The organism is Streptomyces viridiviolaceus, from assembly GCF_014650995.1.
Taxonomy (GTDB): domain Bacteria; phylum Actinomycetota; class Actinomycetes; order Streptomycetales; family Streptomycetaceae; genus Streptomyces; species Streptomyces viridiviolaceus.
The window spans coordinates 44,354-68,896 of the sequence record NZ_BMWA01000012.1 but is presented as its reverse complement, the minus strand read 5'-3'; the positions used below and the strand labels follow the sequence as shown (position 1 = coordinate 68,896).

The following is a 24,543-nucleotide window of genomic DNA, read 5'->3' as shown; positions in this document are numbered from 1 at the left end:
GGTCAGAAGCGGCGCGTGATCAGCGCCCGCTTCACCTCCGCGATCGCCTTGGTGACCTCGATGCCACGCGGGCAGGCGTCCGTGCAGTTGAAGGTCGTGCGGCAGCGCCACACGCCGTCACGGTCGTTGAGGATCTCCAGCCGCTGCTCGCCGGCCTCGTCACGCGAGTCGAAGATGAAGCGGTGGGCGTTGACGATGGCCGCCGGACCGAAGTACTGGCCGTCGTTCCAGAAGACCGGGCAGGAGGACGTGCAGGCGGCGCAGAGGATGCACTTCGTCGTGTCGTCGAAGCGCTCGCGGTCCTCGGCGGACTGCAGACGCTCACGCGTCGGCTCGTTGGTGTCCTTCGTGATCAGGAAGGGCATCACGTCCCGGTACGCCTGGAAGAACGGCTCCATGTCGACCACGAGGTCCTTCAGGACCGTCAGGCCCTTGATGGGCTCGACCGTGATCGGCTTCTCCGGGTTGATGTCCTTGATCAGCGTCTTGCAGGCCAGACGGTTCTTGCCGTTGATCCGCATGGCGTCGGACCCGCAGATGCCGTGGGCGCAGGAACGCCGGAAGGTCAGCGTTCCGTCCTGCTCCCACTTGATCTTGTGGAGGCCGTCGAGGACGCGCTCCTTCGGGTCGAGCTCGAGCTGGAAGTCCTCCCAGGTCGCCTCGGCCGAGACCTCGGGGTTGAAGCGCCGGACGCGGAAAGTGACCGTGATGTACGGCGAGGCGGTGGCGTCCGCCTGCACCTTGTCCATAACGGGGGTAGCCATCAGTACTTACGCTCCATCGGCTGGTAGCGGGTCTGGACGACCGGCTTGTAGTCGAGACGGATGGACTCGGTGCCGTCGTCGCCGACCTCGCGGTACGCCATGGTGTGGCGCATGAAGTTGACGTCGTCGCGGTTCGGGTAGTCCTCGCGGTAGTGACCGCCGCGCGACTCCTTGCGGGCGAGGGCGGAGACCGCCATGACCTCGGCCAGGTCGAGCAGGTTGCCCAGCTCGACGGCCTCCAGCAGGTCGGTGTTGAACCGCCTGCCCTTGTCCTGGATCGCCACGTTCTTGTAGCGCTCGCGCAGCTCGGCGATCTTCTCGACCGCCGTCTTGATCGTCTGCTCGGTGCGGAACACCATGACGTTGGCGTCCATGGTCTCCTGCAGCTCGCGGCGCAGCTCCGCGACCCGCTCGTTGCCGGTGGAGGTGCGCAGCCGCTCGATCTGCCCGACGACGAGGGACTCCGGGTCCTCGGGCAGCGGGACGAAGTCCGCCTTCTGCGCGTACTCCGCGGCGGCGATGCCGGCCCGCTTGCCGAAGACGTTGATGTCCAGCAGCGAGTTGGTGCCCAGGCGGTTGGCGCCGTGCACCGACACGCAGGCGACCTCGCCGGCCGCGTACAGGCCCGGCACGACGGTGGTGTTGTCCGCCAGGACCTCGCCCTCGACGTTGGTCGGGATGCCGCCCATCGCGTAGTGCGCGGTCGGCTGGATCGGGATCGGGTCCGTGTACGGCTCGATGCCCAGGTAGGTGCGCGCGAACTCCGTGATGTCGGGCAGCTTGGCGTCCAGCTGCTCCGGCGGGAGGTGGGTCAGGTCCAGGTAGACGTGGTCGCCCTCGGGACCGCAGCCGCGGCCCTCGCGGATCTCCGTGTAGATGGAGCGGGAGACGACGTCACGCGAGGCGAGGTCCTTCATGACCGGCGCGTACTTCTCCATGAAGCGCTCGCCGTCCTTGTTGCGGAGGATGCCGCCCTCACCGCGGGCGCCCTCCGTCAGCAGGATGCCCATGCGCCAGATGCCGGTCGGGTGGAACTGGAAGAACTCCATGTCCTCCAGCGGCAGCCCGCGCCGGTACACGGCGGCCTGGCCGTCACCGGTCAGCGTGTGCGCGTTGGACGTCACCTTGAAGAACTTGCCGGTGCCGCCGGAGGCGTAGATCACGGACTTCGCCTGGAAGACGTGGATCTCGCCGGTCGCCAGCTCGTACGCCACGACACCGGCCGAGTGCTTGACGCCGTCGACCTCGGTGATCAGCTGGTCCAGGACGTAGAACTCGTTGAAGAACTCCACGCCCTCCTTGACGCAGTTCTGGTACAGCGTCTGGAGGATCATGTGGCCGGTGCGGTCGGCCGCGTAGCAGGAGCGGCGGACCGGGGCCTCGCCGTGGTTGCGGGAGTGACCGCCGAAGCGGCGCTGGTCGATGGTGCCGTTCGGGGTGCGGTTGAACGGCAGGCCCATCTTCTCCAGGTCGAGGACGGAGTCGATGGCCTCCTTCGCCAGGATCTCGGCGGCGTCCTGGTCGACCAGGTAGTCACCGCCCTTGACCGTGTCGAAGGTGTGCCACTCCCAGTTGTCCTCCTCCACGTTGGCCAGCGCGGCGGCCATGCCGCCCTGCGCGGCGCCCGTGTGGGAGCGGGTGGGGTAGAGCTTCGTCAGGACGGCCGTGCGGCTGCGCTTGGTCGCCTCGATGGCGGCCCGCATACCGGCGCCGCCGGCGCCGACGATGACGGTGTCGTACTTGTGGATCTTCATGATTCTCGCAGCCCCGTGCCTAGCGGATGTTCGGGTCGAAGGTGAAGATCACCAGCGTGCCCAGCAGGATGGTGAACACCGTGGCGGTGTAGAGCAGGCCCTTGAGCCACAGACGGGTGTTCGCGCGCTCCGCGTAGTCGTTGATGACCGTGCGCAGGCCGTTGGCGCCGTGCAGCATGGCGAGCCACAGCATCAGCAGGTCCCAGACCTGCCAGAACGGCGAGGCCCAGCGGCCGGCCACGAAGGCGAAGCCGATCTTGGAGACGCCGCCGTCCAGCACCAGCTGGATCAGCAGGTGGCCGATCACCAGGACGACCAGCACCACGCCGGACAGGCGCATGAAGAGCCAGGCGACCATCTCGAAGTTGCCGCGCGTGGTCTTCGGGGTCTTCTTGGTGCGCCGGCGGGGGGCCTCGATCAGCGGCGCCGGGTTGTCGACGGTGTACACGGAGGCACCCTCGACGGGGCCGATCCCGGAAGCGGTGGATTCAGTCGTGGACATTGGCGTCAGCTCCCGAACAGTTCACGAGCGGCGTGGCCGAGGACGGGGTAGATCGCCCCGAGCATCAGCACGACCCACAGGGCGACGACGGTCCAGAGCATCTGCTTCTGGTAGCGAGCGCCCTTGACCCAGAAGTCGACGGCGATGACGCGCAGACCGTTGAGCGCGTGGAAGAGGATGGCGGCGACGAGGCCGTACTCCAGCAGCGCGACGATCGGCGACTTGTACGTGGCCACGACCTTGTCGTAGGCCTCGGGGGACACACGGACGAGGGCGGTGTCCAGCACGTGAACGAACAGGAAGAAGAAAATGAGGACGCCGGTGACTCGGTGAGCCACCCAGGACCACATTCCTTCCCGGCCGCGGTACAGCGTTCCAGCCGGCACGGAAGTTTCCTCCGGGAGCGGGGATTGGGGCCGCGCCGGCTTTCTCGTGTCGGTCGGGCCCGGCCGGGTACGGTCCACCGGCCCCCAGCATCGTAGCGACGGTTGCCTGCGGCGCTTACGGGGGGCCTGCCGGTGTGATCAAACTTGCACGCGGGTGGCTTATCCGGAGGCGAGGAAGTGGGGGGCTTGTCCGGTTCGCCGGGTTCGGGCCGTCAGTGGCTGGTCGCGCAGTTCCCCGCGCCCCTGAGCATGCCGGTCAGCCTGCCCCTTGCCAGGCGGCGGAGTTGCTCTGCCGCAACCAGGCGTTCCTCCTCCGGATCGTTGGTCAATCGTGACCGAATGTCTCCGAGTACGTGATCCAGGGCCTCGGTCACAGGAAGGCCATCCAGGCAGATGACGAATGCGTGTCCGAAACGGGCCTCGTACGCGGCATGCGCCGCACTCAGGGCCGTGTGGGCGACGGCGTACGTGTCCTCGGGCAGTGGCGGCAGCGCCTCCGCCGCCAGGGCCTCCGTCAGGTCCTCCGGGGCCAGGTCGTACGACGCCTCGTCCGCGGCCGCCAGGAGGGAGGGCAGGTCGGGGTAGGGGCGGTGGGAGGCGATGCGGTGGGCCCAGCGGTGGCTGTTCAGGCAGGTGAGCAGGGACTGGGCGGCGACGTCGGCGGGAGCGCTGTTGAAGTGCTCCAGCGGCGAGGATGTGCCGCAGGTTTGCACTCGTACCGGTATGGCGACTCGGCCGGAGAGATCTGGAAGACGGTGCGCAGGCAGCGTGGGTCCTCGTGGGCGTCACGTGTGTGTCGGCAGGGGATTGTGTGAGAGATGTGGCGCCACGTTATCGAATGGGGGCATGAGGTGTCCGACGGCTGCCCGAATTTCACCCGAACGGGAGAGTTTCGGAACGTGTGGTGGACGCATGCCGTCGCCGACGGCCGTAGGTTGGCGACGTGAGCCAGCACGGACGCCGGACTCCGGCGCGACAGGTGAGGCAGCGGGCCGTGATCGCCGCCGCGGCGGTCGCCGCGGTCGGTGTCGGCGCAGGCCTGTGGGCCGCCGGCGGTGACGGCGGCCCCGCGGGCTCCGCGCGGTCCACCGACGGCGTCTCCGTGGCCGCACCGACGCCCAGCCCCACGCGCTCGTACCCCCTGTCGCAGGAACCGCGCACCATCCCCGCCGTACGCGACCACACCCCGGCGCGCGGCCCCGGCTGGCAGCCGGAGCGCGGCCACCGCGTCGTCGTCGCCGACGCCGGCCTCGCCGACGAGGGGCGCCTGATCGCCGGCGAGCTGGGGATGGCCTACGCGGGCGAGAAGGGCGACGCCCGGGCCGGGGACCTGCGGCTGGAACTCAAGGGCGACAAGAGCGCGGACGCCGAGTCGTACACCATGACGGTGCGCGACGGGCGCGTCACCGTCAGCGGCCCGGCCGAGGCGGGCGTCTACTACGGCACCCGCACCCTGAAGCAGGCGGTCGACGACGGCGGCACGGCGCCGGAGGGCGTCGTGCGGGACGAGCCGGACAAGCCGCGGCGCGGGCTCATGCTGGACATCGCACGCAAGCACTTCACGGCCGACTGGATCAAGGACCGGATCCGCGAGCTGGGCGACCTGAAGTTCAACGAGCTGGGCCTGCACTTCTCCGACGACCAGGCGTTCCGCATCGAGTCCGACTCGCACCCGGAGATCGTCTCCGAGGACCATCTGACCAAGGCCGAGATGAAGGAGATCATCGATCTCGCCGCGTCCCGCCACATCACCGTCGTCCCCGAGATCGACTCGCCCGGCCACCTCGGCGCCGTGATCGCCGCCCACCCCGACCTCCAGCTGCGCAACGCGCAGGGCACGCCCACCCGCGGCGCGATCGACATCTCCAAGCCGGAGTCGGCCGAGATCGTCGACGACCTGCTGAACGAGTACGCCGACCTCTTCCCCGGCTCCCAGTGGCACCTGGGCGCCGACGAGTACCAGGCGCTCGTGGTGCCCGACCCCGAGGCGTCCTACCCCCAGCTGGCCGCCGCCGCCCGCAAGGCGTACGGTCCCGGCGCCACCGTCGCCGACCTCACCACCGGCTGGCTCAACGGCCGCGCCGAGACCGTCCGCGCCCACGACCGGACGCCGCGGGCCTGGAACGACGGATTCCTCCGCGACACCTCCGTCAAGCCGGCCGACGACATCCAGGTCGCCTACTGGACCGGCAAGGAGATCGGCGCCCGGCAGCCTGTCGAGTACCTGCGCGAGGGCCGCAAGGTCCTGAACTACAACGACGAGTTCCTCTACTACGTGCTCGGACAGCCGCAGACCTTCGTCTACCCGACCGGACAGCGCATCTACGAGCAGTGGACCCCCCGCGTCCTGCGCGGCACCCAGCCGGTCGACGCCAGGTACGACGACCAGATCCTCGGCGGCAGCTTCGCCGTATGGGGCGACCTGCCGAACTCCCAGACGCAGGCCCAGGTCGCCGACGGGATCCGGCTGCCGCTGGCGGCGACCGTCCAGAAGCTGTGGGACCCGGACCGGCCGGAGCTGTCCTGGGCGGAGTTCCGGACACTGGCGAACCGGCTGGACTGACCCCGCGGCGGTCCGCCCACCGAGGGTCCCGCACCGCCGGTCCCGTACGGATTGTCCGATCCGGCTGCGAACCCCCGTACGGCTGTGGTGGTGTTTGGGCGAGCCGAACGGACACGCCGGGGGGAGCCGGGACATGGGCTACTGGGGGTATTTCGTCGTGGGCCGCGCCGAGCGGCCGCTCGCGGAACTGGACGCGCTGGCGGGCGCCGCGGACATGACCCTGCGGGTGTCCGCGCCGGACGGCTGGCAGGTGTGGGAGTTCCCGGGCGGCGACGGCGACGTCGGCAACATGAACGACCTGGCAGCGCAGACCGGCGCGCCCGCCCTGTTCGGCTACGTCATGGACAGCGACTGCGTGGTCGTGGAGGCGGCGGCGCCGGGGAGCGGGGCGTGGACCACCTGTCTGGCGCGGGCCGCGATGGCCGGATACCTCGGCGCCGAGAACGAGGGGCTGACGCTGGAGGACTACTTCCTGGAGCCCCGTGACGCCGCCGACCGCGCGGTCGCCTGGGCGGCCGAGGCCGGGCGCACCGCGAGCGCCGACGACCTGCTCGACGTGCTGTCGGCCGACCCCGATCCCTTGGCCGAAAACCTCTTCTTCCGGTTCCTGGACCGGCTGGGCGTGGTGCCCCTGTGACACTCCCGGGCCGTCGCACGCAGTAGGGGGAAGTGCGGGTTCCGTGGCTGCGAGCAGGTGAAGCGGCATGAAGAGGGAGACGCTGGATGAGCCTGGTGGAACTGATCGCGCAGGCCGACGCACGCGGACTGGCCGCGAGCGGACTGGCTTGTCTGGATCGGTGCGTACCCCTGCTGGACGGTGACGACGACGTCCTGCGTCCGTTGTGGGCGACCCTCGCCGACGGCGACGGGGGCGACTGGGGAGAGGGACTGGAACAGGTGCGCGGCAAGCTCGCCGGTCCCGACGCGGCCGACGAGGACGAGGCCGTGCTGCTGGCCCGCCGGATGCTGGCCGCCGCGCCGGTCGGGCGCGGCGCCGCCGAGGTACGGGTGTGGGCCGACGCCTGCTCCGTCGCCTCGCTCAGGATCCACCGGCTCCTCGATCCGGCGTCCGACGCCGCCTCCGGCGCCGACGTCGGCCGGGAGGGCCGTACGGAGGGACTGTCGCCACTCGTGGCCGCCGAACTGCGCCGCCAGGTCACCGTCCTGGAACTGCTCGCCGGGCACGGTACGACCGGGCTGCGCGGGGCTCTGGAGGTCGCCACGGAGGGGCGCCGGGTGCTGCGCGCGGTGGTGTCCCGGCGGGCCCGCGGCCGGGTGTGAAACCACCGGCGTCTGTGAGCGTCGTGCGGGGAGTGCGCGGCGGAGATGCGCTGCTCGTGGGGGAGGTGGGGCGGTCCTGCACCCGTTGCGGGACCACCGCCGGATCCGAGTGACGAAACGCCGCCGGTCGACGCTCTAGCGGATGTGACGACTGTGACCAGCGGATTGACGACTCAGCAGGAGACCCGGCCGTCGGCCGCGGCCAAACCGGTGCGGTGGGCGGCGGACGCGGTGGCCACGTTGCGCGAGGGCGCGCGGCTGCGTCTGGACTACTCGGCCCGGAGTCTGTGGCGCGTGGACCGCCTGATCGAGGGCATCCGGGCCGAGCAGGCGCCGTACGCCGCGGTGGAGACCGTACTGCGCGGTCTCGGCGCGTACGCCGGTGAGGTGATCGTGCGTCAGGCCGGCGCCGAGTGGTGGTCGGCGGGCGGTGACCACTGGGTCCGCACCCCCGACGGGCGCCTGTGGGACCCCATCGACGAGGCCCGCCGCTGCTTCGCGGGGGACGGGTCGCTGCGGCTGCTGTGCCGGCAGGCGACGGGCGGGTGACGGCCTGCCGGGGACCGTACGGGTGCGGTCCCCGGCAGGCCGGGCCGGCGGCTACGGGGTCAGCGTCTGACCCAGCCGTCCGTCCGTCGGGGTGCCCAGCGTGGTCTTGCTCCAGATCACGGACTGCGAGTAGCCCAGCCCGGAGCTGTTGCTCGGGACGTGGTGCACCAGGCCGTCCGTGCCGTCCTCGCCGTCGGCCCCGAAGGTGAGGTCGGCGCGTCCGTACCCGGACAGGTCGGTGAGGGACACGGACGAGCCGACCCGGTCCTCGCTCTCCGTGGAGCCGGCGATGCTGGAGCTGTCCTGGGAGATGTAGACCGAGCCGGTGCCGGTGAGGCCGGACGCGGTGCCCTTGATCAGGACCACGGAGCCGGAGTTGACGCGGTTGACGCCGTCTCGGCTCGCGTCCTCGCCGGGGGCGCCGGTGAGGACGTCCGCGTACCCGTCGGCGTTGTAGTCGCCCAGCGACACCGAGGTGCCGAAGGAGTCGCCGGACTCGTTGCCGCCGGGGACGCCGGACGTGTCCTGGTGGATGACCTTCATACCGGTGGTGGTGAACCCGGTGGACGTGCCGAGGAGCATGGTGACCTGGCCGCCGGAGATGCCGCCGGACTCCGTGGCGGACGGCTGGCCGATGACGATGTCGTCGTAGCCGTTGTTGTTGACGTCGCCCGCGGCGATGGACCGGCCGCCCTTGACGGAGATGACGCCGACCTTGGTCAGGCCGGTCGCCGAGCCCGCGAAGCGGACCACCTGGCCGACGCCCACGTTGTCGCGGTAGTTCAGGGCGACGTCCGCGTAGCCGTCCCGGTTGAAGTCGCCGGTGGCGGCGTCCATGTACCCGACCGAGCCCGTGGCCGAGGTGAGCCTGCCGTAGGTGGTGGCGCCCCCGGTCAGCTTGACGTTGTAGTTGCCGCCGCGACCGGTGCCGGCCGAGAAGACGTCCGCCTTGCCGTCGCCGTTGAAGTCACCGACCGTGACCGCGGTGCCGAGCTTCGCGCCGGCCCACGTCACTCCCGTCGCGTAGTACGAGAAGCCGGTGGTGAGGGCGGGGCCGTACATCACGGTGACCATGCCGCGGTCGGCGTTGCCGCTGGTGTCGTCCTCGCCGGGGGCGCCGATCGCGAGGTCGGCGTGGCCGTCGCCGTTGACGTCGCCCCAGGCGGTGGAGGCGCCGAAGGAGTCACCGGACTCGGTGGAGTCGGGGACGCCCGCGCTGTTCTGGGTGAGGGACAGCCTGGACCCGGTCACCGGGCCGTTGATGCCGCCGGGGACCACCTTCACCACGTTGCCCACGGGGACGCCCACGGCCAGGTCGGTGACGCCGTCGCGGTTGTAGTCGGCGGTGGGCAGGGCGTGCGAGATGCCCGGGGTCTTCGCGAGCGTGGCGATCCGGGAGAGCTTGGGGTAGAGGTTCGCGCCGGGGCAGGCCGTGGCGTTGGTGTCACGGTGGCCGAAGACCCGGGGCAGCGTGATCGACGTGCCCTTGTCGACCAGGTTGCCGTCCTGGCCCTTCGGGGTGCCGGAGGTCAGCGTGACCTTGCCGGTCGGGTCGATGCCGTACATCCCGAACTTCCACGCGACGATCCGCGCGATGGCGTCCAGCGCGGCCCGGCTGGGCTGCACCTTCTCGAAGTTGCCGATGTAGGAGATGCCGAGCGTGTTGGTGTTGAAGCCGACGTCGTGCGCGCCGACGACCGGCAGGTCCATGCCGCCGCTGCGGCCCTCGAAGATCTGGCCGCACCGGTCGACGAGGAAGTTGTAGCCGATGTCGTAGTAGCCGCGGGCGAAGTGCTCCTGCTGGATGGAGCGCATCCGGGCGCGCGACTGGGCGCAGGACAGGCCGTTGTCGCTGTCCATGCCGGTGTGGTGGACGACGGCGGCCTTGATGTCGGTGCCGTAGCTCGGCGTGCCGTCGTAGTCCGTGGAGGCGCCCCACTGGGCCTGCGTGATGACCGGCGGCTTGACGACCGTCGACGGGCGCGGCGCGGGGATCGTGGGTGTGGGGGAGGGCGAGGCGGTCGGGGACGCCGAACCGCTGGGCGTCCCGGTGGGGGTTGCGGTGACCGTCTCCGTGGGCGCACCGGTCGGCGTGGCCGGCTCCGACTCCGTGGCCGTACCCGCGCCGGGGGCGGTGGTCGTCTCCGTGTCCGTGGGCGCCGGGGACTGCGTCGCCGGAGCCGTGGTCTCGGCCGCGAACGCCGCGGGCTGGATCGTGCCCTTGGGGTCGGTGCCGGGGTCCAGCAGCTTGACGTCCATGCCGGCCGGCTGGCCGCCCGCCTCGGTGCCGTCCGCCTTGACGACGCGTACCTCGATGCCGTCGGCGTCACCGGTCCACAGCGAGCCGGTACCGCCGCGCGCGGCGGCCCGCTCGCCCTCGGCGCCGTCGGCCTGGTTCGGCTCGACGTCCAGCTGCTGCCAGCCCGACCACTTGCCGGTCTCCAGGTCCCGGGTCCGCACCTCGGGCGTGCCCTTGGCCTTGGCGTCCGGGTCGTCCCAGGTCACCAGCACGGCGCTGAAGCGCTTGGTGTCCCGCCGGTCGAGCCCCTTGCGGCCCGCGCCCTCGCTCTCCAGCTTCAGCGTGTGGACGGACGGCTTGCGCGCCGTGGCGCTCTTGCCGTCGGACGGCGCGGACGGGTCCGCCACCGCGTACGTCACGACACCCGCGGCGCTCAGGACGACGGCTCCGGTCGTCAGCCAGACACGTCTTTTGAGACTGAGCGCTCTGTACGCATGGGTCCTGCGAGGACTCAACTGCCCCACCCCTAGAAAAAGAACACGATCGAATCACCTGTCACACAGGTGTCAATGACTCAGCGTGCAGAGCCTACGGAACGTCACAGGCGCCCTCGTCACCGGAGTGACACCTGAGGCGTCCCGTCCGCTGGGTCAGCGGGGGAGCCGGGGCGCGGTCTCCCGGCACCGAGCGAAGGGGTGGGGTGGTCCCGATGGACGAGGCGGACGGCGGCATACCGAGCGCAGGGCAGATGCGGGCGTACGCGACGGCGTTCGTCGGCCGGGCCACCGCCCGCAACCGGCTGCCGCTGGACTACTCCCCGGCCAGCCTGCGGATCGTCGACTTCCTGATCGACGGGCTGCGCAAGGGGGGCGCCGACCACGAACGGGCCCGCGGCACGCTGCTCGGCCTGGGCGCCTACGTCGGCGAGGTGCTGGTGCGCCGCGCGGGCGCGGTCTGGGTGGACTTCGACGCCGGCCAGCGGGCGTACTTCGGGCATCCGGTCGGCGTACGGATGCCGGACGGCCGGGTGTGGAACCCGCTCGGCAAGGTCCACAACCGCCTGGTGTCCGGCGGCCCCGAGGAGTCGCTGCAGCTCTTCTACCTGACGCTGCACGGGCGGGCCCGGCGCCGCCGGCCGGCCGTGGCGTGAACCGCGTCCGGGCCGCCGCCTGTGACACTTCTGTGCGGCCCGACGCTGATGACCACGGGGGACGTGCGACGTGACCGTTCGTGCGTGCCGCACGGGGCGGGCTCACCGGAGCGCGCCGAGAACTCGGTACGGAACAGGGACGGTTCTTGGGCCAGCGAGGGGAAGCCCGCCGCGGACAGGCGTACGACGGGGAACTGGGTGCGGCCGTCGCGCGGGCCCAGGAGGGCGACGAGGCCGCCTTCGCGGCCGCCTACCGGCTCGTGCAGCCCGGCCTGCTCGGCTACCTGCGCGGAATCGTCGGCGACGACGCCGAGGACGTGGCGTCCGACGCCTGGCTGGAGATAGCCCGCGACCTGGGACGGTTCAAGGGCGACGGGGCGGGGTTCCGGGGCTGGACGGCGACCATAGCCCGGCACCGGGCACTGGACCACCTGCGCCGGCAGAAGGTGCGGCCCCGCGCGACGGCGCTGGAACAGGACGTGCTGGACCTGCCCGGCCCGCACTCCACGCACGACCAGGCGCTGGAGTCCCTGTCCACGCAGGCCGCCCTGGAACTGGTCCGGGGGCTGCCGCGCGACCAGGCGGAGGCCGTGCTGCTGCGCGTCGTCGTCGGCCTCGACGGCCCCGCCGCCGCGCGCGTCCTCGGCAAGCGGCCGGGCGCGGTGCGCACGGCGGCGTACCGGGGGCTGAAGCGGCTGGCGCGGCAGCTGGGCGTCGACACTGTGACGGAAGAGGCCCCCCGGACGCTGGGGGAGTCGACATGACGGGCCGGAGGCGGCCCGGTGAACCGAGCGGGAACGGAAGCGGACATGGGTGAACGGCAGCGCGACGGCGGCCCCACCGACCGCCGGTCCGCACGCCCCGATGCCGCCGTCCTGCTCGCCGGCGCCCTGCGGGCGGATCGCGGTGACGGCGAGGGCGAGCGTCGGGCCGTGGCGGCCTTCCGGGCGGCTCGGGACGCGGGTGCGCACCGGGCGGCACGGACCCGGCGCAGGGACGACTGGCGGCCCCGGGCCCGGCGGCACGCGTGGCGTCCGTTGCGCTCCACCCTCTCCGTGCTGCTGGCGAGCCTCACCCTGGGCGGTGTCGCCTACGCGGCGATCGGCGCCGCCGGGTCGGCCGGGGACGGCGCCGACGGCGACCGGGGTCGCCCGCCCGCCGCCACGTCCTCCGCCGACCGTCCCGACCCGACGCGGCCCTCCGGCACGCCCCCCGCCGCCTCCGCGCGGCCGGACCGCCCGGCCGCCGCGCAGGACACCGCGGCCAAGTGCCGGGCGTACGAGCGCCTCGAAGGCAGGGGCAAGGCGCTGGACGCCACGGCCTGGCGGCGGCTGGTGGAGGAGGCGGGCGGTGGGGAGAACGTCGCCGCCTACTGCGCCGGGCGCACGGCAGGTCCCGCCACGGGGAAGGAACCGGGCAGGGCGGACGGACCGGGCCCGGCGGCCTCGAACGGAAATCCGGGCGGTACGGCTGGACAGGGCAGCGGCAAGGCCGACGGCAACGGCGGGAAGAAGGCGGGCGACGGTCCGCCCCGCGGCGGCGACAAGTAGTCCGCGTCCGGAGGGACGACGGCGGCCGAGGCAACGGCCGGGGCCGCCACCCCCCACAGGAGAGGCCCCGGCCGTCGCGCGGTACGGGCCGCGCGGCGGCCCGTACTCACTACAGCGCCACGACTGCGTTTTCTGTCACACCTCACCGCATCACGGGTTAGTTGCATCTTGTACGGCGAGGTGATGAGCACATGGACGAGCGGCGGTTTCAAGACGTAACGTGCCTTTCGCGCCGATCAGCGGGGGGACTCCTGCCGCATCACATCCGCGGAGGACCACCGCAACCATCGATCCAGGAACCACGACGGCGAGAACCCGGTCCGCGAGAGCGGCGCCGGCCTAGGCGCAAAGAGGTGGCGCTCGGTGCTGGGGGACGACGCGGAGCTGACCGCCGCGGTGCGTGCGGCACAGGACGGGAACGAGACCGCGTTCCGGACCGTCTACCGCACCGTGCACCCGCGGTTGCTCGGCTACGTACGGACGCTGGTCGGCGATCCCGACGCCGAGGACGTGGCGTCCGAGGCGTGGCTGCAGATCGCCCGCGACCTGGAACGCTTCCAGGGCGACGCGGACCGGTTCCGCGGCTGGGCCGCCCGCATCGCCCGCAACCGCGCGCTGGACCACATCCGCATGCGCGGGCGCCGGCCGGTGATCGGCGGCGACGAGACGGAGCTGACCGGGAAGCCCGCCGAGTCCGACACCGCGGGTGAGGCCATCGAGGCCCTGGCCACCGACAGCACCCTCTCCCTCATCTCCCGGCTCCCCCAGGACCAGGCCGAGGCCGTCGTCCTGCGTGTGGTGGTCGGCCTCGACGCCAAGAGCGCCGCCGAGACGCTGGGCAAGCGCCCGGGCGCCGTCCGCACGGCGGCGCACCGCGGCCTGAAGCGCCTGGCCGAGCTGCTCGGTGCCGATCCGGAATCGGCCGGCGGACTCGACGCCCTGCCGCCCCAGCGAGAACCGCGCCGCCGTGCGGTGACGTCCGCGACTGTGACGCATACGCGTGCGCAGACGCAGAAGGACATGTGATGGCCGACGAGCAGGACAGGTGGCTGGACCGCGAAACGGCGGAACTCTTGCTGCGCGGAGAGTCACTGGACGCTGTCGACCCCGCGGTCCGGGACCGGGCCGAACGGCTCGCCGAAGCTCTGCACGCGCTCTCCGCGCAACCCCCGCCGACCAGCCAGGAACTCCCCGGCGAGGCCGCCGCTCTGGCCGCCTTCCGCAAGGCGCGCACCGAGCGGCCGGACGTCGCGCCGGCCCGCCCCGGCCGGGACACCGAGGCGCGGCCCGCCGACGCCGGGCTCGTCCGTATCTGCGGTCGGGGCGAGGGCGCCCGGCGCTCCCGCTGGGGCCGCCCCGTGCGCTTCGGGCTGGCCGCCGCGCTCACCGTCGGCATGGTGGGCGGGGTCGCGGTCGCGGCCGGAACCGGAGTGCTGCCGACGCCGTTCGGCGGTACGGAACCGGCTCCCGCCGCCACCGTCTCGGCCGCCGCGACACCCGAACGGCCGCTCCTGTCGTCACCCTCGCCGGACGGCGAGCGGAGCGGCTCCCCACCCGACGGCGCCGCGACCGGGCCCTCCGCCCCGGGCGCCACGCGGGACGGGACGGGCGGCGGCACGGACGCCGACCGCGACCCGGGCTCCGACGACCGGGCGCGCGACTCCGGCGACCGGCGGCACGGCCTCGCCGCGTCCTGCCGTGACCTGCGTGCCGGCGAGAGGCTCGACGACGCCCGCAGGCAGGCGCTGAAGGAGGCGGCCGGCGGTTCCTCCCGGGTGCGGACGTACTGCAAGGGCGTCCTCGCCGGGACCGGCGCCACCGGCCGGGACGGCGACGGCGACAGCGGCGGGGACGGCGGGGAGACCGGCGAGACCGGGGACGCCGCCGGAGCCCACGGGACCCGCAAGGACACGGGCGACGAAGACACCAAGAGCGACAAGGGCGACAAGGGCGACAAGGGCGGCGGTCGCAACAAGGGGGACAAGGAGGGCAAGGGTGGCAAGAACGGCAAGGGTGGCGACGACGACAGCCGCCTACCGACCCCGCACGCCCAGGGTCCCTCCGGACCCGAGGGCTCCTCGGCCGCCCACGAGCCCCTGAGGAAGGAGCGGCCGGCGCACTCGCCGCAGTCGTCCTCCGCCACCGAGAAAACCCCCTGACCTGCGCTTTCGTGACTGAAGCGGATTTCCCGCACCGCAGGTGTGACACTTTCGCCCGCCGCGGCGCAGTAAGAAGTGAGCCGACTGGTCATCGGCTGTCGCACCGAGCCGGGGTTCCCCCCGTACCCACGGCTCGTGCACCTCGGCGCGGGCGGGACACGTTCCCCCGGTCCCGCCCGCGCCCCGCATCCCCCTCACCCGCCCGGTCTCACGGGTACACGACGACCTTGTCGCCGCTGCGCACCTGCGCGTACAGGTCCGCGATCGCCGCCTCGTCCCGTACGTTGACGCAGCCGTGCGAGGCACCCGCGTAGCCGCGCGCGGCGAAGTCCTCCGAGTAGTGCACGGCCTGGCCGCCGCTGAAGAACATCGCGTACGGCATGGGGGAGTCGTAGAGCGTCGACCAGTGGTGGCGGGACTTCCAGTAGACGTGGAACACGCCCTCCCGGGTCGGCGTGTACTGCGAGCCGAACCGGACCGGCATCGTGGACACCGTCCTCCCGTCGACCATCCAGCGCAGCGTCCGGCTCGACTTGCTGACGCACAGCACCCGGCCGGTGGTGCAGCGCGGGTCGGGTGCGGCGGCCGGCTGCCCGCCCATGAGGTACAGGTCCCACCGGCCCGGCTCACGCGTCATCCGCAGCAGCCGTTGCCAGGTGACGGTGTCGGTCCGTCCCGTGCGGGGCAGCCCGCGTTTGCCCTGGAAGCCCTTCACCGCCCGCTCCGTCACGTCGTCGTACGTCCCGGTCGGCCCCTCGAAGAGCCAGGCGATCTGGCGCAGCCTGGCCTGGAGTTCGCGCACGTCCCGTCCCGTGTCGCCGCGCGCCCACAGCACCCGGGGCTCCGTACGGACGGGCGGGGCGCTCGTGCGGTCCCCGGGCGGCGTGGACGGCGCGGGCGGCGGTGGTGCGCCGGTGATGTCGACGCGCACCGGTGGGCGCCCCCTGCCGTCGGCCTCCGCGCCCTGCACCGTGCAGCCGCTCACCGCCACCGCGGCCGCCACGGCGGCCACCGCGGCCGTCCTCCCCAGACTCCCCATGCCCGTCATACGCGTCACGGCCCCCCGTCGTCTCATGGATCCGCACGGACGTCACCTGAGATGTTCCCCGCGGATGACGGGCCGCGAACGGCGCGGCAAGGTTGTGACCGGGGCCGCAGTGTTGCTGTGAGCAAGGTCCCAGCGTGTGCCCCTCCACCGGGTGCACGTGCGCCGCTACAGTCCGTCGAAGGTCGGCCTGTACGGCGGGCGACTGGCGAGCAAACGAGTACCGCTCAGCGGGGAGGCATCACACCATGGCACGCGAGTCGGAGTCCGGGCTGCCCATCGAGCCGGTCTACGGACCCGATGCTCTCCAGGGCTGGGATCCGGAGGAGAAGCTGGGCGAGCCGGGGGCGTACCCGTTCACCCGCGGCGTCTATCCGACGATGTACACCGGTCGTCCGTGGACGATGCGGCAGTACGCGGGTTTCGGTACGGCGACGGAGTCGAACGCCCGGTACAAGCAGCTGATCGCGAACGGCACGATGGGCTTGTCGGTCGCTTTCGACCTCCCCACCCAGATGGGTCACGACTCCGACGCGCCGATCGCCTCGGGCGAGGTCGGCAAGGTCGGCGTGGCGATCGACTCGATCGACGACATGCGGGTGCTGTTCGGCGGGATCCCGCTGGACAAGGTCTCGACGTCGATGACGATCAACGCTCCGGCCGCGCTGCTGCTCCTGCTGTACCAGCTGGTCGCGGAGGAGCAGGGCGTCTCCGCCGACAAGCTCACCGGCACGATCCAGAACGACGTGCTGAAGGAGTACATCGCGCGCGGGACGTACATCTTCCCGCCGAAGCCGTCGCTGCGGCTGATCGCGGACATCTTCAAGTACTGCCGGGCCGAGGTCCCGAGGTGGAACACCATCTCGATCTCCGGCTACCACATGGCGGAGGCGGGTGCCTCGCCGGCGCAGGAGATCGCCTTCACGCTGGCGGACGGCATCGAGTACGTGCGCACGGCGGTCGCGGCCGGCATGGACGTCGACGACTTCGCGCCGCGCCTGTCGTTCTTCTTCGTGGCCCGTACGACGATCCTGGAGGAGGTCGCCAAGTTCCGCGCGGCCCGCAGGATCTGGGCGCGGGTGATGAAGGAGGAGTTCGGCGCGCGCAACCCGAAGTCGCTGATGCTGCGTTTCCACACGCAGACGGCCGGGGTGCAGCTCACCGCGCAGCAGCCGGAGGTCAACCTGGTCCGGGTCGCGGTGCAGGGCCTCGGCGCGGTCCTCGGCGGCACCCAGTCGCTGCACACCAACTCCTTCGACGAGGCCATCGCGCTGCCGACCGACAAGTCCGCCCGTCTGGCGCTGCGCACGCAGCAGGTGCTGGCCTACGAGACGGATGTGACGGCGACCGTCGACCCCTTCGCCGGCTCCTACGTCGTGGAGAGGATGACCGACGACGTCGAGGCGGCGGCGCTGGAGCTGATGGCGAAGGTGGAGGACCTCGGCGGCGCGGTCAACGCCATCGAGCACGGCTTCCAGAAGAACGAGATCGAGCGCAACGCCTACCGCATCGCGCAGGAGACCGACTCCGGCGAGCGGGTCGTCGTCGGCGTCAACCGCTTCCAGCTCGACGAGGAGGAGCCCTACGAGCCGCTCCGCGTCGACCCCGCCATCGAGGCCCAGCAGGCCGAGCGCCTGGCCAAGCTGCGCGCCGAGCGCGACCAGCCCGCGGTCGACACCGCACTGGCCGCCCTGAAGAAGGCCGCCGAGGGCGACGACAACGTCCTCTACCCGATGAAGGACGCCCTGCGCGCCCGCGCCACCGTCGGCGAGGTCTGCAACGCACTGCGCGAGGTCTGGGGGACGTACGTACCCTCGGACGCCTTCTGATCCCGGCGTGCGAAACTCCTCTCCATGTTCGGCGTCATCGATCTTCCCACCTATCTGGCAGGCCTCGTCCTGATCGTCCTGCTGCCCGGTCCCAACTCGCTCTACGTCCTCTCCGTCGCCGCCCGCAAGGGCGTCCGCACCGGCTACGCGGCGGCGGCCGGCGTCTTCACCGGAGACACCGTTCTGATGACGCTGGCGGCGCTGGGCGCGGCCTCCGTGCTCACCACGACCCCGCTGCTGTTCCTGGTGGTGAAGTACGCCGGTGCCGCGTACCTGGCGTGGATGGCGTACGGCATGCTGCGCTCGGCGTGGAGCATGTGGAAGGCACGGGGCACCTCCGCTGCGGCCGAGGGGTCCGCCGCCGTCCCGTCCACCGACGAGCACCCCTACCGCCGCGCGCTGGTGGTGTCGCTGTTCAACCCGAAGGCGATCCTCTTCCTGATCTCCTTCTTCGTGCAGTTCGTCGACCCCGGCTACGCCTACCCCGCGCTCTCGTTCGTCATCCTCGGCGCCATGCTGCAGACGGCCAGCTTCCTGTACCTGTCGCTGCTGATATTCGGCGGCACCCGCCTGGCCGAGGCGTTCCGCCGCAGGCGGCGGCTGGCGGCCGGGGCCACCTCGGCGGCGGGCGCGCTGTTCCTCGGCTTCGCCGTGAAGCTGTCGCTGGCGAGTTAGCGGCCGGGGGCGGTCAGCGCACGCCGGCCCGCTGCGCCGCCCGGTAGCGGCGTACGGCCCGGGTGACGACCGGCGGCAGCAGGTCCAGGGCGAGGCGACGGGCGCGGGCGCGCGGAGTCAGCGGCCGCGCCGCGCCCGCCGGGGCGCCGGACGGTGCCGCACCAGGGCCCCGGTCCGCGCCGGTGGCCGCCGGGCGCCGAGCGCTGGGCAGCGACGGCGGCCGCATGCCCTGCGCCTTGGCGCGGGCGCGGATCAGCCGGTGCCCGGCGGCCCACTCCACGTGCACCCCGCAGTCGTCGCGCCCGCGCAGCGCGGCGAGCAGCTCCTCCTGGACGGGCTCCGGGTCGCCCCACGTGCCGTACAGCTTCTGGCTGCTCAGGCATACGGGCCGCAGACCCCGGTTGAGGACGGCCTCCCAGGCGGCGACGGCGACACCCGGGGTGTGCTCGGTGCGGAAGTCGTCGAGGACCACGATGCCGTCGGGCAGCAGCAGGTCGCGGGCCGCGCCGATGTCGCCCTGGACGTGCTCGTACAGGTGCGAGGCGTCGATGTGGACGAACCGGCAGGTGCCGGGTTCCACCTCGTCGACGATCGCGGAGCTGGGGGCCTGGACGATCGTCGGCAGGGTGTCGTGGAAGGCGAGGTAGTTCCGCTCGAACGCCTGCCGGGTGAGCGAGGAGTAGGATCGCGCCAGCTCGGCCCGGTTCGCCTCGTCCGGCGGCTCGGTCCCGAACAGGTCGCAGACGGTCAGGCTCTCACCGTCCTGCAGATGGTGACCCAGCAGGATCGCGCTCTTGCCCATGTAGGCGCCCAGTTCGAGCAGGTCGCCGCGGGTCCCCCGGGCTTCCTGCCGTTCCAGGAACCAGGAGAACAGCACCTGGTCGAGCGGCCAGAACCAGCCCGGGACGTCTTTCAGCTCACTGGGGTCCTTGTGCGTAGCTTGCGCAGTCGCCATGAAGCGAGGATGCCTCCTCTATGGCCGAAAAGCAGTCAGCGCGCGCAATCTCATGGACAGAACATCGCACGAATCGCTCAATGTGTCCGAGAGAGCACCGACCGCAGTCGTGGCGTCAGCGGCTTCTCGACGAACCGGTACAGCAGCCACGCCAGCAGCAACATCGCGGCCACCGTCAGCACGAAGGTCGCCGCCGACGGAACGTGCAGACCGCGATGCAGGCCCTGGATCACCACCCAGCCCAGGTGCTCGTGGACCAGGTAGAAGGGGTACGTCAGCGCCCCGGCCACCGTCAGCCAGCGCCAGTTCGCCCAGTTCAGCCAGCCCAGGGCGATCGCCGCCACCGCCACGAAGCCGAAGGCGACGACGAGGACGATGCCGACCGTGGTGCGGTGGGCGAAGGCGTTCGGGTCGGAGGCGTTCCACAGCTCGCCCACCGCGTAGTGCTGCCCGATCAGGAAGCTCACGGCCGTGACGCCCCAGCCGTGGACGTCCCGCCGGTCACGGTGGACGAGGTACAGGCCGATGCCGCCGACGAAGAACGGGGCGTACTCCGGCATCAGCACCAGGTCGAGCAGCGGCTCGTGCGCGGCCTGCGCGATCACCGCCGCCAGCAGCCAGCCGGCGCAGAACAGCAGGACCCGCCGGCGGTTCGCGCCCGGCAGGACGACGCACAGCGCGAACAGCGCGTAGAAGCGGACCTCCACCCACAGTGTCCAGCACACGCCCAGCACCCGGTCAGCGCCCAGCGGCTGCTGCAGCATCGTCAGGTTGACCAGGGCGTCGCTCGGCGACACCGCGTCATAGGCGACCGCCGGCAGTGCGAACACCGCCGTCACCAGGACGACCGCCACCCAGTACGCGGGCATCAGCCGGGACACGCGCGACGCGAAGAACGACGTCAGGGACCGCCCCCAGCCGCTCATGCAGATCACGAACCCGCTGATCACGAAGAAGACCTGGACACCGAGACAGCCGTAGGAGAACAGGGTGTGCAGCGTCGGGAACTGGTGCTTGGGGGAACTCCCCCAGGCATCGGTGACGAAGCCGCCGCGTCCGCCGTAGTGGTACGCCGCCACCATCAGCGCGGCCACCAGCCGCAGTCCGTCCAGGGCGCGCAGCCGGCCCGGGGCGGCCCTTCTCACCTCGGGCGCCGGTGCGGGCGGTGCCGGGGCGAGGGCGGCCGTGCCGGGCCGCGTTGTCGACGTGCTCACGACCGTCTCGGTCACGCTCGTACTTCTCCTTTGACCGTTCTCCGGTCGGTGTCGGTGCTCAGGACGCCCGCAGGTACGCCGCGTGGGCCGCCTTGCCCAGGTAGGTGAAGCGGGTCTCGCCCTTCAGGTGGTCGTCCAGGGCGTTCTTGATGCCCGGCCAGTGGGGGTCGCCGTAGTCGTCCAGGACGACGATCGCGCCGGGCGCGGCGATCTCCTCGGCCCACTGCAGGTCCTGGGCGACGCCCTTGGCCGAGTGGTCGCCGTCCACGACGATCACGCCGTAGCGGCGGTCGGAGACGGCCGCCCGGGTCTCGGGGTCCTCGGAGAACCCCTGCTGGATCCGCGCCGCCGCGCCCGCCGGACCGGCGAGGCCGAGGTTGGTGCGCACGGCGTGCTCGTCGACCGGGGCCCCGGTGGGGTCCGGGCGCTGGTCGGTGCCGGGCTGGAGCTGCACGCCCGCGAACGGGTCGACGATCGTCAGGCTCGGGCTGCGGCCGTCGCGCTCCATCATCCGGACGAGCCCGGCGGAGAACATGCCGTACAGCGTGCCGATCTCCAGGATCTCGTCGTTCGGCGGGTCGAGCAGCGGGATGGCGCCGAGCTTGCCGCAGATGTTCATGGTGCCGCCCGCGATCCGGCCCACGCCCAGCGACTCCAGCGCGACGAGCAGCCGGAAGGCGGCGGCGACGTTGCGCACCGCCGCGTCACGGTCGCCGGACAGGGCCGCGACCTCGGCGTACAGACGCTCCAGCGGGGCCTCGGCCACCATGCGGGAGATGCCGCGCCCCCGCGGCCCGAGGAGCAGCTCGAAGGTCAGCTGCCGGCGCCTGAGGAGCTCGACGTCACGGACCAGCTGCTCGGTGGCCGGGGCGGCCGGCGTCCCCTGGGCGTCGGCGCGCCGCACCGCCGAGCGGACCTGCCGCTCGATGCGCTGGTCGATGAGGTCGGCGACCGGGCGCAGCAGACGCCGGGAAACCGAACTGCGGAGCATGGAACGGCTGTTCATGGGCCAAGGACCTCAATCCGTCACGGAGTTGAACGTGAGTACGAGGAACACGGGTGGGGTGGGTGGGGCAAAGGCTAGGCATGTGCCCGGCCGTGAGGAGAACAGCCGAGCGGGCCATCAGGCGAACTTCTGCGGAACTCCGGATGTCCGGCCGGGGGCGGCCGTCGCGCCCCCGGCCGGTCTCGCTCAGTCCCCCTTGCGCAGTCGCGCGGAGTGATGGGTCACCTGCGCCCGCATCGACTCCTTGCGGGCCAGCTGCCGGATGGCACGTCCGCGCGCGCCGAGCAGGGCCGCCACCCGGGAGATCTCCGACCACACCCGGCCCCGGTCGCCGCCGACGATGGCCGCCGCGGCCAGCAGCTGGCACGCCTCCTTCGCCTGGCCCCGGGCGGCGCGCAGCTCGGCCATGCCGATCAGCACGTCCACCGGCTGCCGGCGGCGCAGGATCTCGGTGCCCACCCGCAGCGCGTCCTCGACGTTGCCCGTGCTGACATGACGCTTGAAGTCCTCGTTGAGGTGCCGGATCTGCTGCGGGATCACCGCCCGCAGCTCTTCGGGGCCCTCGCCGTCCGCCGTGTCCCCGTCCTCCTCGGGCGCGGCCTCCCGGCGGTGCGGCACCCGGTCGGGCCCGGGCAGTCCCAGCGCGGCCGTCATCCGCGCGGTGAACGCGGGGATGTCGAAGAGTTCCTCGACCTCCCGGTAGTCGTCCTCCGAGACCTCCTCGCCGAGCACCGCCCGCAGCGCCTCGAACGCCGCCTGGGGTGTGTAGTCGGCGAACGACCGGTAGCCCGGCACCCCGTCGAGCACCTCGTGGGAGCCGACCCGCCGGTACGTCACCACCCGCAGCCGCTGCTGGACGGCCTCTACCACCGACAGCGGCATCGGGTCGTCCACGGAGGACAGGAAGAAGACGTCCGACGCGGCGAGCTCCTCCCGGACCCGCGCCCGCGACAGCGCGCCCATCCACGTCACCCGGTCGGAGATCAGGGTCGAGGAGGCGATCCGCGGGGTGCGGTGGCCGATCCACGCGAACCGCCACGGCAGGCCCTCGGCGTAGGCGAGTTCCGCGACCCGGGAGAAGACGTCCAGGCCCTTGCGGTCCTGCATGGAGCCGACCATCACGATCCGCGGCTGTGCCCCCGGCGTGACCCGGGCGCGGACCCGGTGGGTGTCCTGCGGGACGGTGTTGTAGACGACGACGGGGTCGGCGACCCCGAGCCCGCGGAACATGTCGGCCTGGGCCGTGGACACGCACAGCACGCTCAGCTGCGGCAGGAGCTTGAGCATCTCCTTGTGGCGCAGCGTGCTGTGCTCGGCCTCGTAGGCCATGACGTGCTCGGTCTCGTGCGCGTACAGGAAGACCTTTCGGTCCTCGGACACCAGTTCGCCGACCAGTTCGTTGCCGAGGGCCGAACGCCACAGCGGAGCCAGGCTGTTGACGAGGACGACGTCGACGTCCCGCAGCGCGGCGAGGACGTCCTCGGTGCGGCAGTAGGCGCTCAGGTCGATGTACCGGACGTCCACGGGGGAGTGCGCGAGGAGCGCCTGCGTGTACGTCAGGATCGGGATCGCCACGCCGGTGACGTAGCCGAAGCCCAGGCCCAGAACGGCGAGCGAACGCGGCGGCGTCTGCCGGTCCCGTACGGCGCGCAGCGCGCGCTCGGCACGGGTGCCGACTGGTGCGGGTGCGGCCGTGTCGGACCCGGGGGCGGCGCGCGGCGCGCGGACCTTCGCCTCCTGGACCACCGTGAGGATCCGCTCGGCCACGTCGTCGCGGAAGGTGAGGAAGTGCGTCAGCGGCTCGCCGGTGTTGTTGCCGGTGAACTTGCCCGTGCGGTGCAACTGCCCCACCACGTCGGTGAGTTCGCCGACGGTGCCGACGTTGCGCAGCAGCGCGTGGTTGACGGCGGGGAAGACGATGTTCAGCGGCGGCGGGCTGAACAGCACCAGCGGCACGCCGGCCCGCAGGGTCTGCAGATAGGTCGTGGAGAAGAACGTGACGGCCAGGTCGTAGGACTCCAGGCCGGCCGCGTCCACCAGCGTCGACTCGTCGAGGACGGTGATCCCGGGCAGCGTGCCCAGCCAGTTCAGATGGCCGGAGAGGGTCGAGGGGTGCGGTTTGACCGCGACCTCGCCGAACTCGGCGAGCGCCTCGCAGGCCGCCCGCAGGTACTCGCGGTGCTGACCGGCCGCCAGTTTGCGCTGGTCGCCCAGGGGTTGGTCGAGGACGATGATCCGCAGCGGGTCCCGGGAGGAGCGCGCCGGCCGCGGCGCGGGGTTGTGCGCGGCGCGCAGCAGGTCCGGGTCGTCGCTGTGACCGAGGGCGCCGGTGATGTGGACGGCCGGGTCCGCGTCCGCCGTGCGGTACAGCAGGTGGTGGGCGGTGGCCGGGCCCCAGACGCAGACGGCGGCGGGGTCGGAGGACCCGTAGTACCAGTTCTGGTCGCGCAGGCCGGGTCTGAGTCTCTTGTAGTGGAAGTCGAGGTGGCCGTCCTGGACGAGGACCACCGGCAGCGTGTCGGTGAGGGCACGGGCGACCCTGCTGCCGCGCTGCGACTGGTCGTTGAAGAGGATCAGCCGGTCGACGGACTCGGTCCGCACGAACTCCGATATTCGGGGACCTGTCTCCTCCAGGAACTGCGCGTGCGCGAGCGTCTCCTCCTCCCGGAACAGATTGCGCACCCGCGCGCCGTCGAGCCGGGTCGAGGCCTCCTCCTCGATCCACCGCCCCACGTCTCCGTCGAGGTCTGCGGTGACCAGCAGGAAGGTGTGCTCCCGGGCTCCGGGAGCGTTCATGATCCGTGCGGTGAGACCGACACCGTTGCGGTTCTCGATGAAGACGGCGATACGCATAGACAACCAGCCCAGTCCAAAGGGTCTGTGATGCACAGATGCACAGAGTTGTGATTTTTTCGAGGAGAA

The 24,543-nt window shown here is 71.9% G+C and carries 22 protein-coding genes; 11 read left to right on the top strand and 11 right to left on the bottom strand.

Annotated features, from left to right (window positions below; translation table 11 throughout):
- Positions 1–2: 2 nt before the first annotated feature.
- From IE260_RS18930 to IE260_RS18910, 5 genes are all read right to left on the bottom strand, one after another.
- The gene (locus tag IE260_RS18930; RefSeq protein WP_189873394.1) at positions 3–764 is read right to left on the bottom strand and encodes a succinate dehydrogenase iron-sulfur subunit; all 762 of its coding nucleotides are present in this window, start codon (positions 762–764) and stop codon (positions 3–5) included.
- Positions 764–2,518, bottom strand: coding sequence for a succinate dehydrogenase flavoprotein subunit (gene sdhA / locus IE260_RS18925; RefSeq protein ID WP_189873393.1), 1,755 nt, complete (start codon positions 2,516–2,518; stop codon positions 764–766). Before sdhA ends, IE260_RS18930 begins: the two co-directional genes overlap by 1 nt.
- Before the next feature lie 19 nt (positions 2,519–2,537).
- Positions 2,538–3,020, bottom strand: a complete 483-nt coding sequence (locus IE260_RS18920) for a succinate dehydrogenase hydrophobic membrane anchor subunit (RefSeq protein WP_189873391.1) — start codon at positions 3,018–3,020, stop codon at positions 2,538–2,540.
- 5 nt (positions 3,021–3,025) lie between these two features.
- Positions 3,026–3,406, bottom strand: a complete 381-nt coding sequence (sdhC, locus tag IE260_RS18915; RefSeq protein ID WP_189873389.1) for a succinate dehydrogenase, cytochrome b556 subunit — start codon at positions 3,404–3,406, stop codon at positions 3,026–3,028.
- Positions 3,407–3,618: 212 nt separating this feature from the next.
- On the bottom strand, positions 3,619–4,131 hold the full coding sequence (locus tag IE260_RS18910; protein ID WP_189873682.1) for a 2-oxo-4-hydroxy-4-carboxy-5-ureidoimidazoline decarboxylase: 513 nt from the start codon (positions 4,129–4,131) through the stop codon (positions 3,619–3,621).
- A 218-nt stretch (positions 4,132–4,349) separates the two neighbouring features.
- On the opposite strand from IE260_RS18910, the gene IE260_RS18905 reads away from it, so the two are divergent.
- The 4 genes from IE260_RS18905 to IE260_RS18890 all read left to right on the top strand — a co-directional run bounded on the left by IE260_RS18905 (position 4,350) and on the right by IE260_RS18890 (position 7,799).
- Positions 4,350–5,969, top strand: coding sequence for a beta-N-acetylhexosaminidase (locus tag IE260_RS18905; RefSeq protein WP_229880877.1), 1,620 nt, complete (start codon positions 4,350–4,352; stop codon positions 5,967–5,969).
- Positions 5,970–6,102: 133 nt separating this feature from the next.
- Positions 6,103–6,606 carry a hypothetical protein gene (locus IE260_RS18900; protein WP_189873387.1) on the top strand — a complete coding sequence of 168 codons (504 nt, stop codon included), beginning with the start codon at positions 6,103–6,105 and terminating at the stop codon, positions 6,604–6,606.
- Between the two features lie 86 nt (positions 6,607–6,692).
- Positions 6,693–7,250 (top strand): hypothetical protein, encoded by a 558-nt coding sequence (locus IE260_RS18895; protein WP_189873385.1) that lies wholly within the window; start codon positions 6,693–6,695, stop codon positions 7,248–7,250.
- 165 nt (positions 7,251–7,415) lie between these two features.
- On the top strand, positions 7,416–7,799 hold the full coding sequence (locus tag IE260_RS18890) for a hypothetical protein (protein ID WP_189873678.1): 384 nt from the start codon (positions 7,416–7,418) through the stop codon (positions 7,797–7,799).
- Between the two features lie 51 nt (positions 7,800–7,850).
- Here the strand turns inward: IE260_RS18890 and IE260_RS18885 are convergent, their stop codons facing one another.
- Positions 7,851–10,553 carry an FG-GAP-like repeat-containing protein gene (locus IE260_RS18885; RefSeq protein ID WP_189873383.1) on the bottom strand — a complete coding sequence of 901 codons (2,703 nt, stop codon included), beginning with the start codon at positions 10,551–10,553 and terminating at the stop codon, positions 7,851–7,853.
- A gap of 194 nt (positions 10,554–10,747) precedes the next feature.
- Here IE260_RS18885 and IE260_RS18880 point away from each other — a divergent pair, with 194 nt between their 5' ends.
- The 5 genes from IE260_RS18880 (at position 10,748) to IE260_RS18860 (ending at position 14,897) form a co-directional block, all read left to right on the top strand.
- Complete coding sequence (locus tag IE260_RS18880; RefSeq protein WP_189873381.1) at positions 10,748–11,188, top strand: hypothetical protein; 441 nt, start codon at positions 10,748–10,750, stop codon at positions 11,186–11,188.
- 146 nt (positions 11,189–11,334) lie between these two features.
- A complete protein-coding gene (locus tag IE260_RS18875; protein WP_189873380.1) occupies positions 11,335–11,952 on the top strand; it encodes an RNA polymerase sigma factor in 618 nt (205 codons plus the stop codon).
- Between the two features lie 45 nt (positions 11,953–11,997).
- Entirely contained in the window at positions 11,998–12,738 is a 741-nt protein-coding gene (locus tag IE260_RS18870; protein ID WP_189873378.1) for a hypothetical protein, read from the top strand.
- A gap of 363 nt (positions 12,739–13,101) precedes the next feature.
- The gene (locus IE260_RS18865; RefSeq protein WP_189873376.1) at positions 13,102–13,764 is read left to right on the top strand and encodes an RNA polymerase sigma factor; all 663 of its coding nucleotides are present in this window, start codon (positions 13,102–13,104) and stop codon (positions 13,762–13,764) included.
- Complete coding sequence (locus IE260_RS18860) at positions 13,764–14,897, top strand: hypothetical protein (protein ID WP_189873374.1); 1,134 nt, start codon at positions 13,764–13,766, stop codon at positions 14,895–14,897. Before IE260_RS18865 ends, IE260_RS18860 begins: the two co-directional genes overlap by 1 nt.
- Positions 14,898–15,105: 208 nt before the next feature.
- On the opposite strand, the gene IE260_RS18855 is transcribed toward IE260_RS18860, so the two are convergent.
- Entirely contained in the window at positions 15,106–15,945 is an 840-nt protein-coding gene (locus IE260_RS18855; protein WP_229880909.1) for a L,D-transpeptidase family protein, read from the bottom strand.
- A 245-nt stretch (positions 15,946–16,190) separates the two neighbouring features.
- On the opposite strand from IE260_RS18855, the gene IE260_RS18850 reads away from it, so the two are divergent.
- Positions 16,191–17,771: an acyl-CoA mutase large subunit family protein gene (locus IE260_RS18850; RefSeq protein WP_189873368.1), complete on the top strand. Its 1,581-nt coding sequence runs from the start codon at positions 16,191–16,193 to the stop codon at positions 17,769–17,771.
- Positions 17,772–17,795: 24 nt separating this feature from the next.
- Positions 17,796–18,446, top strand: coding sequence for a leucine efflux protein LeuE (gene leuE / locus IE260_RS18845; RefSeq protein ID WP_189873366.1), 651 nt, complete (start codon positions 17,796–17,798; stop codon positions 18,444–18,446).
- A 13-nt stretch (positions 18,447–18,459) separates the two neighbouring features.
- On the opposite strand, the gene IE260_RS18840 is transcribed toward leuE, so the two are convergent.
- The 4 genes from IE260_RS18840 to IE260_RS18825 all read right to left on the bottom strand — a co-directional run bounded on the left by IE260_RS18840 (position 18,460) and on the right by IE260_RS18825 (position 24,474).
- A complete protein-coding gene (locus IE260_RS18840; protein ID WP_189873364.1) occupies positions 18,460–19,401 on the bottom strand; it encodes a class I SAM-dependent methyltransferase in 942 nt (313 codons plus the stop codon).
- A 77-nt stretch (positions 19,402–19,478) separates the two neighbouring features.
- Positions 19,479–20,630 carry an acyltransferase family protein gene (locus IE260_RS18835; RefSeq protein ID WP_189873362.1) on the bottom strand — a complete coding sequence of 384 codons (1,152 nt, stop codon included), beginning with the start codon at positions 20,628–20,630 and terminating at the stop codon, positions 19,479–19,481.
- 43 nt (positions 20,631–20,673) lie between these two features.
- A complete protein-coding gene (locus tag IE260_RS18830) occupies positions 20,674–21,621 on the bottom strand; it encodes a class I SAM-dependent methyltransferase (RefSeq protein ID WP_189873360.1) in 948 nt (315 codons plus the stop codon).
- Positions 21,622–21,807: 186 nt separating this feature from the next.
- Positions 21,808–24,474: a glycosyltransferase family 4 protein gene (locus IE260_RS18825; protein ID WP_229880904.1), complete on the bottom strand. Its 2,667-nt coding sequence runs from the start codon at positions 24,472–24,474 to the stop codon at positions 21,808–21,810.
- Positions 24,475–24,543: the final 69 nt, after the last annotated feature.

What these genes read in the sequence shown, in the direction of transcription:
- IE260_RS18860 (WP_189873374.1), top strand. Translation starts at nt 13,764, where the DNA reads ATGGCCGACGAGCAGGACAGGTGGCTGGACCGCGAAACGGCGGAACTC.
- IE260_RS18855 (WP_229880909.1), bottom strand. Translation starts at nt 15,945, where the DNA reads ATGACGGGCATGGGGAGTCTGGGGAGGACGGCCGCGGTGGCCGCCGTG.
- IE260_RS18920 (WP_189873391.1), bottom strand. Translation starts at nt 3,020, where the DNA reads ATGTCCACGACTGAATCCACCGCTTCCGGGATCGGCCCCGTCGAGGGT.
- IE260_RS18930 (WP_189873394.1), bottom strand. Translation starts at nt 764, where the DNA reads ATGGCTACCCCCGTTATGGACAAGGTGCAGGCGGACGCCACCGCCTCG.
- IE260_RS18850 (WP_189873368.1), top strand. Translation starts at nt 16,191, where the DNA reads ATGGCACGCGAGTCGGAGTCCGGGCTGCCCATCGAGCCGGTCTACGGA.
- IE260_RS18895 (WP_189873385.1), top strand. Translation starts at nt 6,693, where the DNA reads ATGAGCCTGGTGGAACTGATCGCGCAGGCCGACGCACGCGGACTGGCC.
- leuE (WP_189873366.1), top strand. Translation starts at nt 17,796, where the DNA reads ATGTTCGGCGTCATCGATCTTCCCACCTATCTGGCAGGCCTCGTCCTG.
- IE260_RS18830 (WP_189873360.1), bottom strand. Translation starts at nt 21,621, where the DNA reads ATGAACAGCCGTTCCATGCTCCGCAGTTCGGTTTCCCGGCGTCTGCTG.
- IE260_RS18825 (WP_229880904.1), bottom strand. Translation starts at nt 24,474, where the DNA reads ATGCGTATCGCCGTCTTCATCGAGAACCGCAACGGTGTCGGTCTCACC.
- IE260_RS18840 (WP_189873364.1), bottom strand. Translation starts at nt 19,401, where the DNA reads ATGGCGACTGCGCAAGCTACGCACAAGGACCCCAGTGAGCTGAAAGAC.
- IE260_RS18900 (WP_189873387.1), top strand. Translation starts at nt 6,103, where the DNA reads ATGGGCTACTGGGGGTATTTCGTCGTGGGCCGCGCCGAGCGGCCGCTC.
- IE260_RS18870 (WP_189873378.1), top strand. Translation starts at nt 11,998, where the DNA reads ATGGGTGAACGGCAGCGCGACGGCGGCCCCACCGACCGCCGGTCCGCA.
- IE260_RS18880 (WP_189873381.1), top strand. Translation starts at nt 10,748, where the DNA reads ATGGACGAGGCGGACGGCGGCATACCGAGCGCAGGGCAGATGCGGGCG.
- sdhA (WP_189873393.1), bottom strand. Translation starts at nt 2,518, where the DNA reads ATGAAGATCCACAAGTACGACACCGTCATCGTCGGCGCCGGCGGCGCC.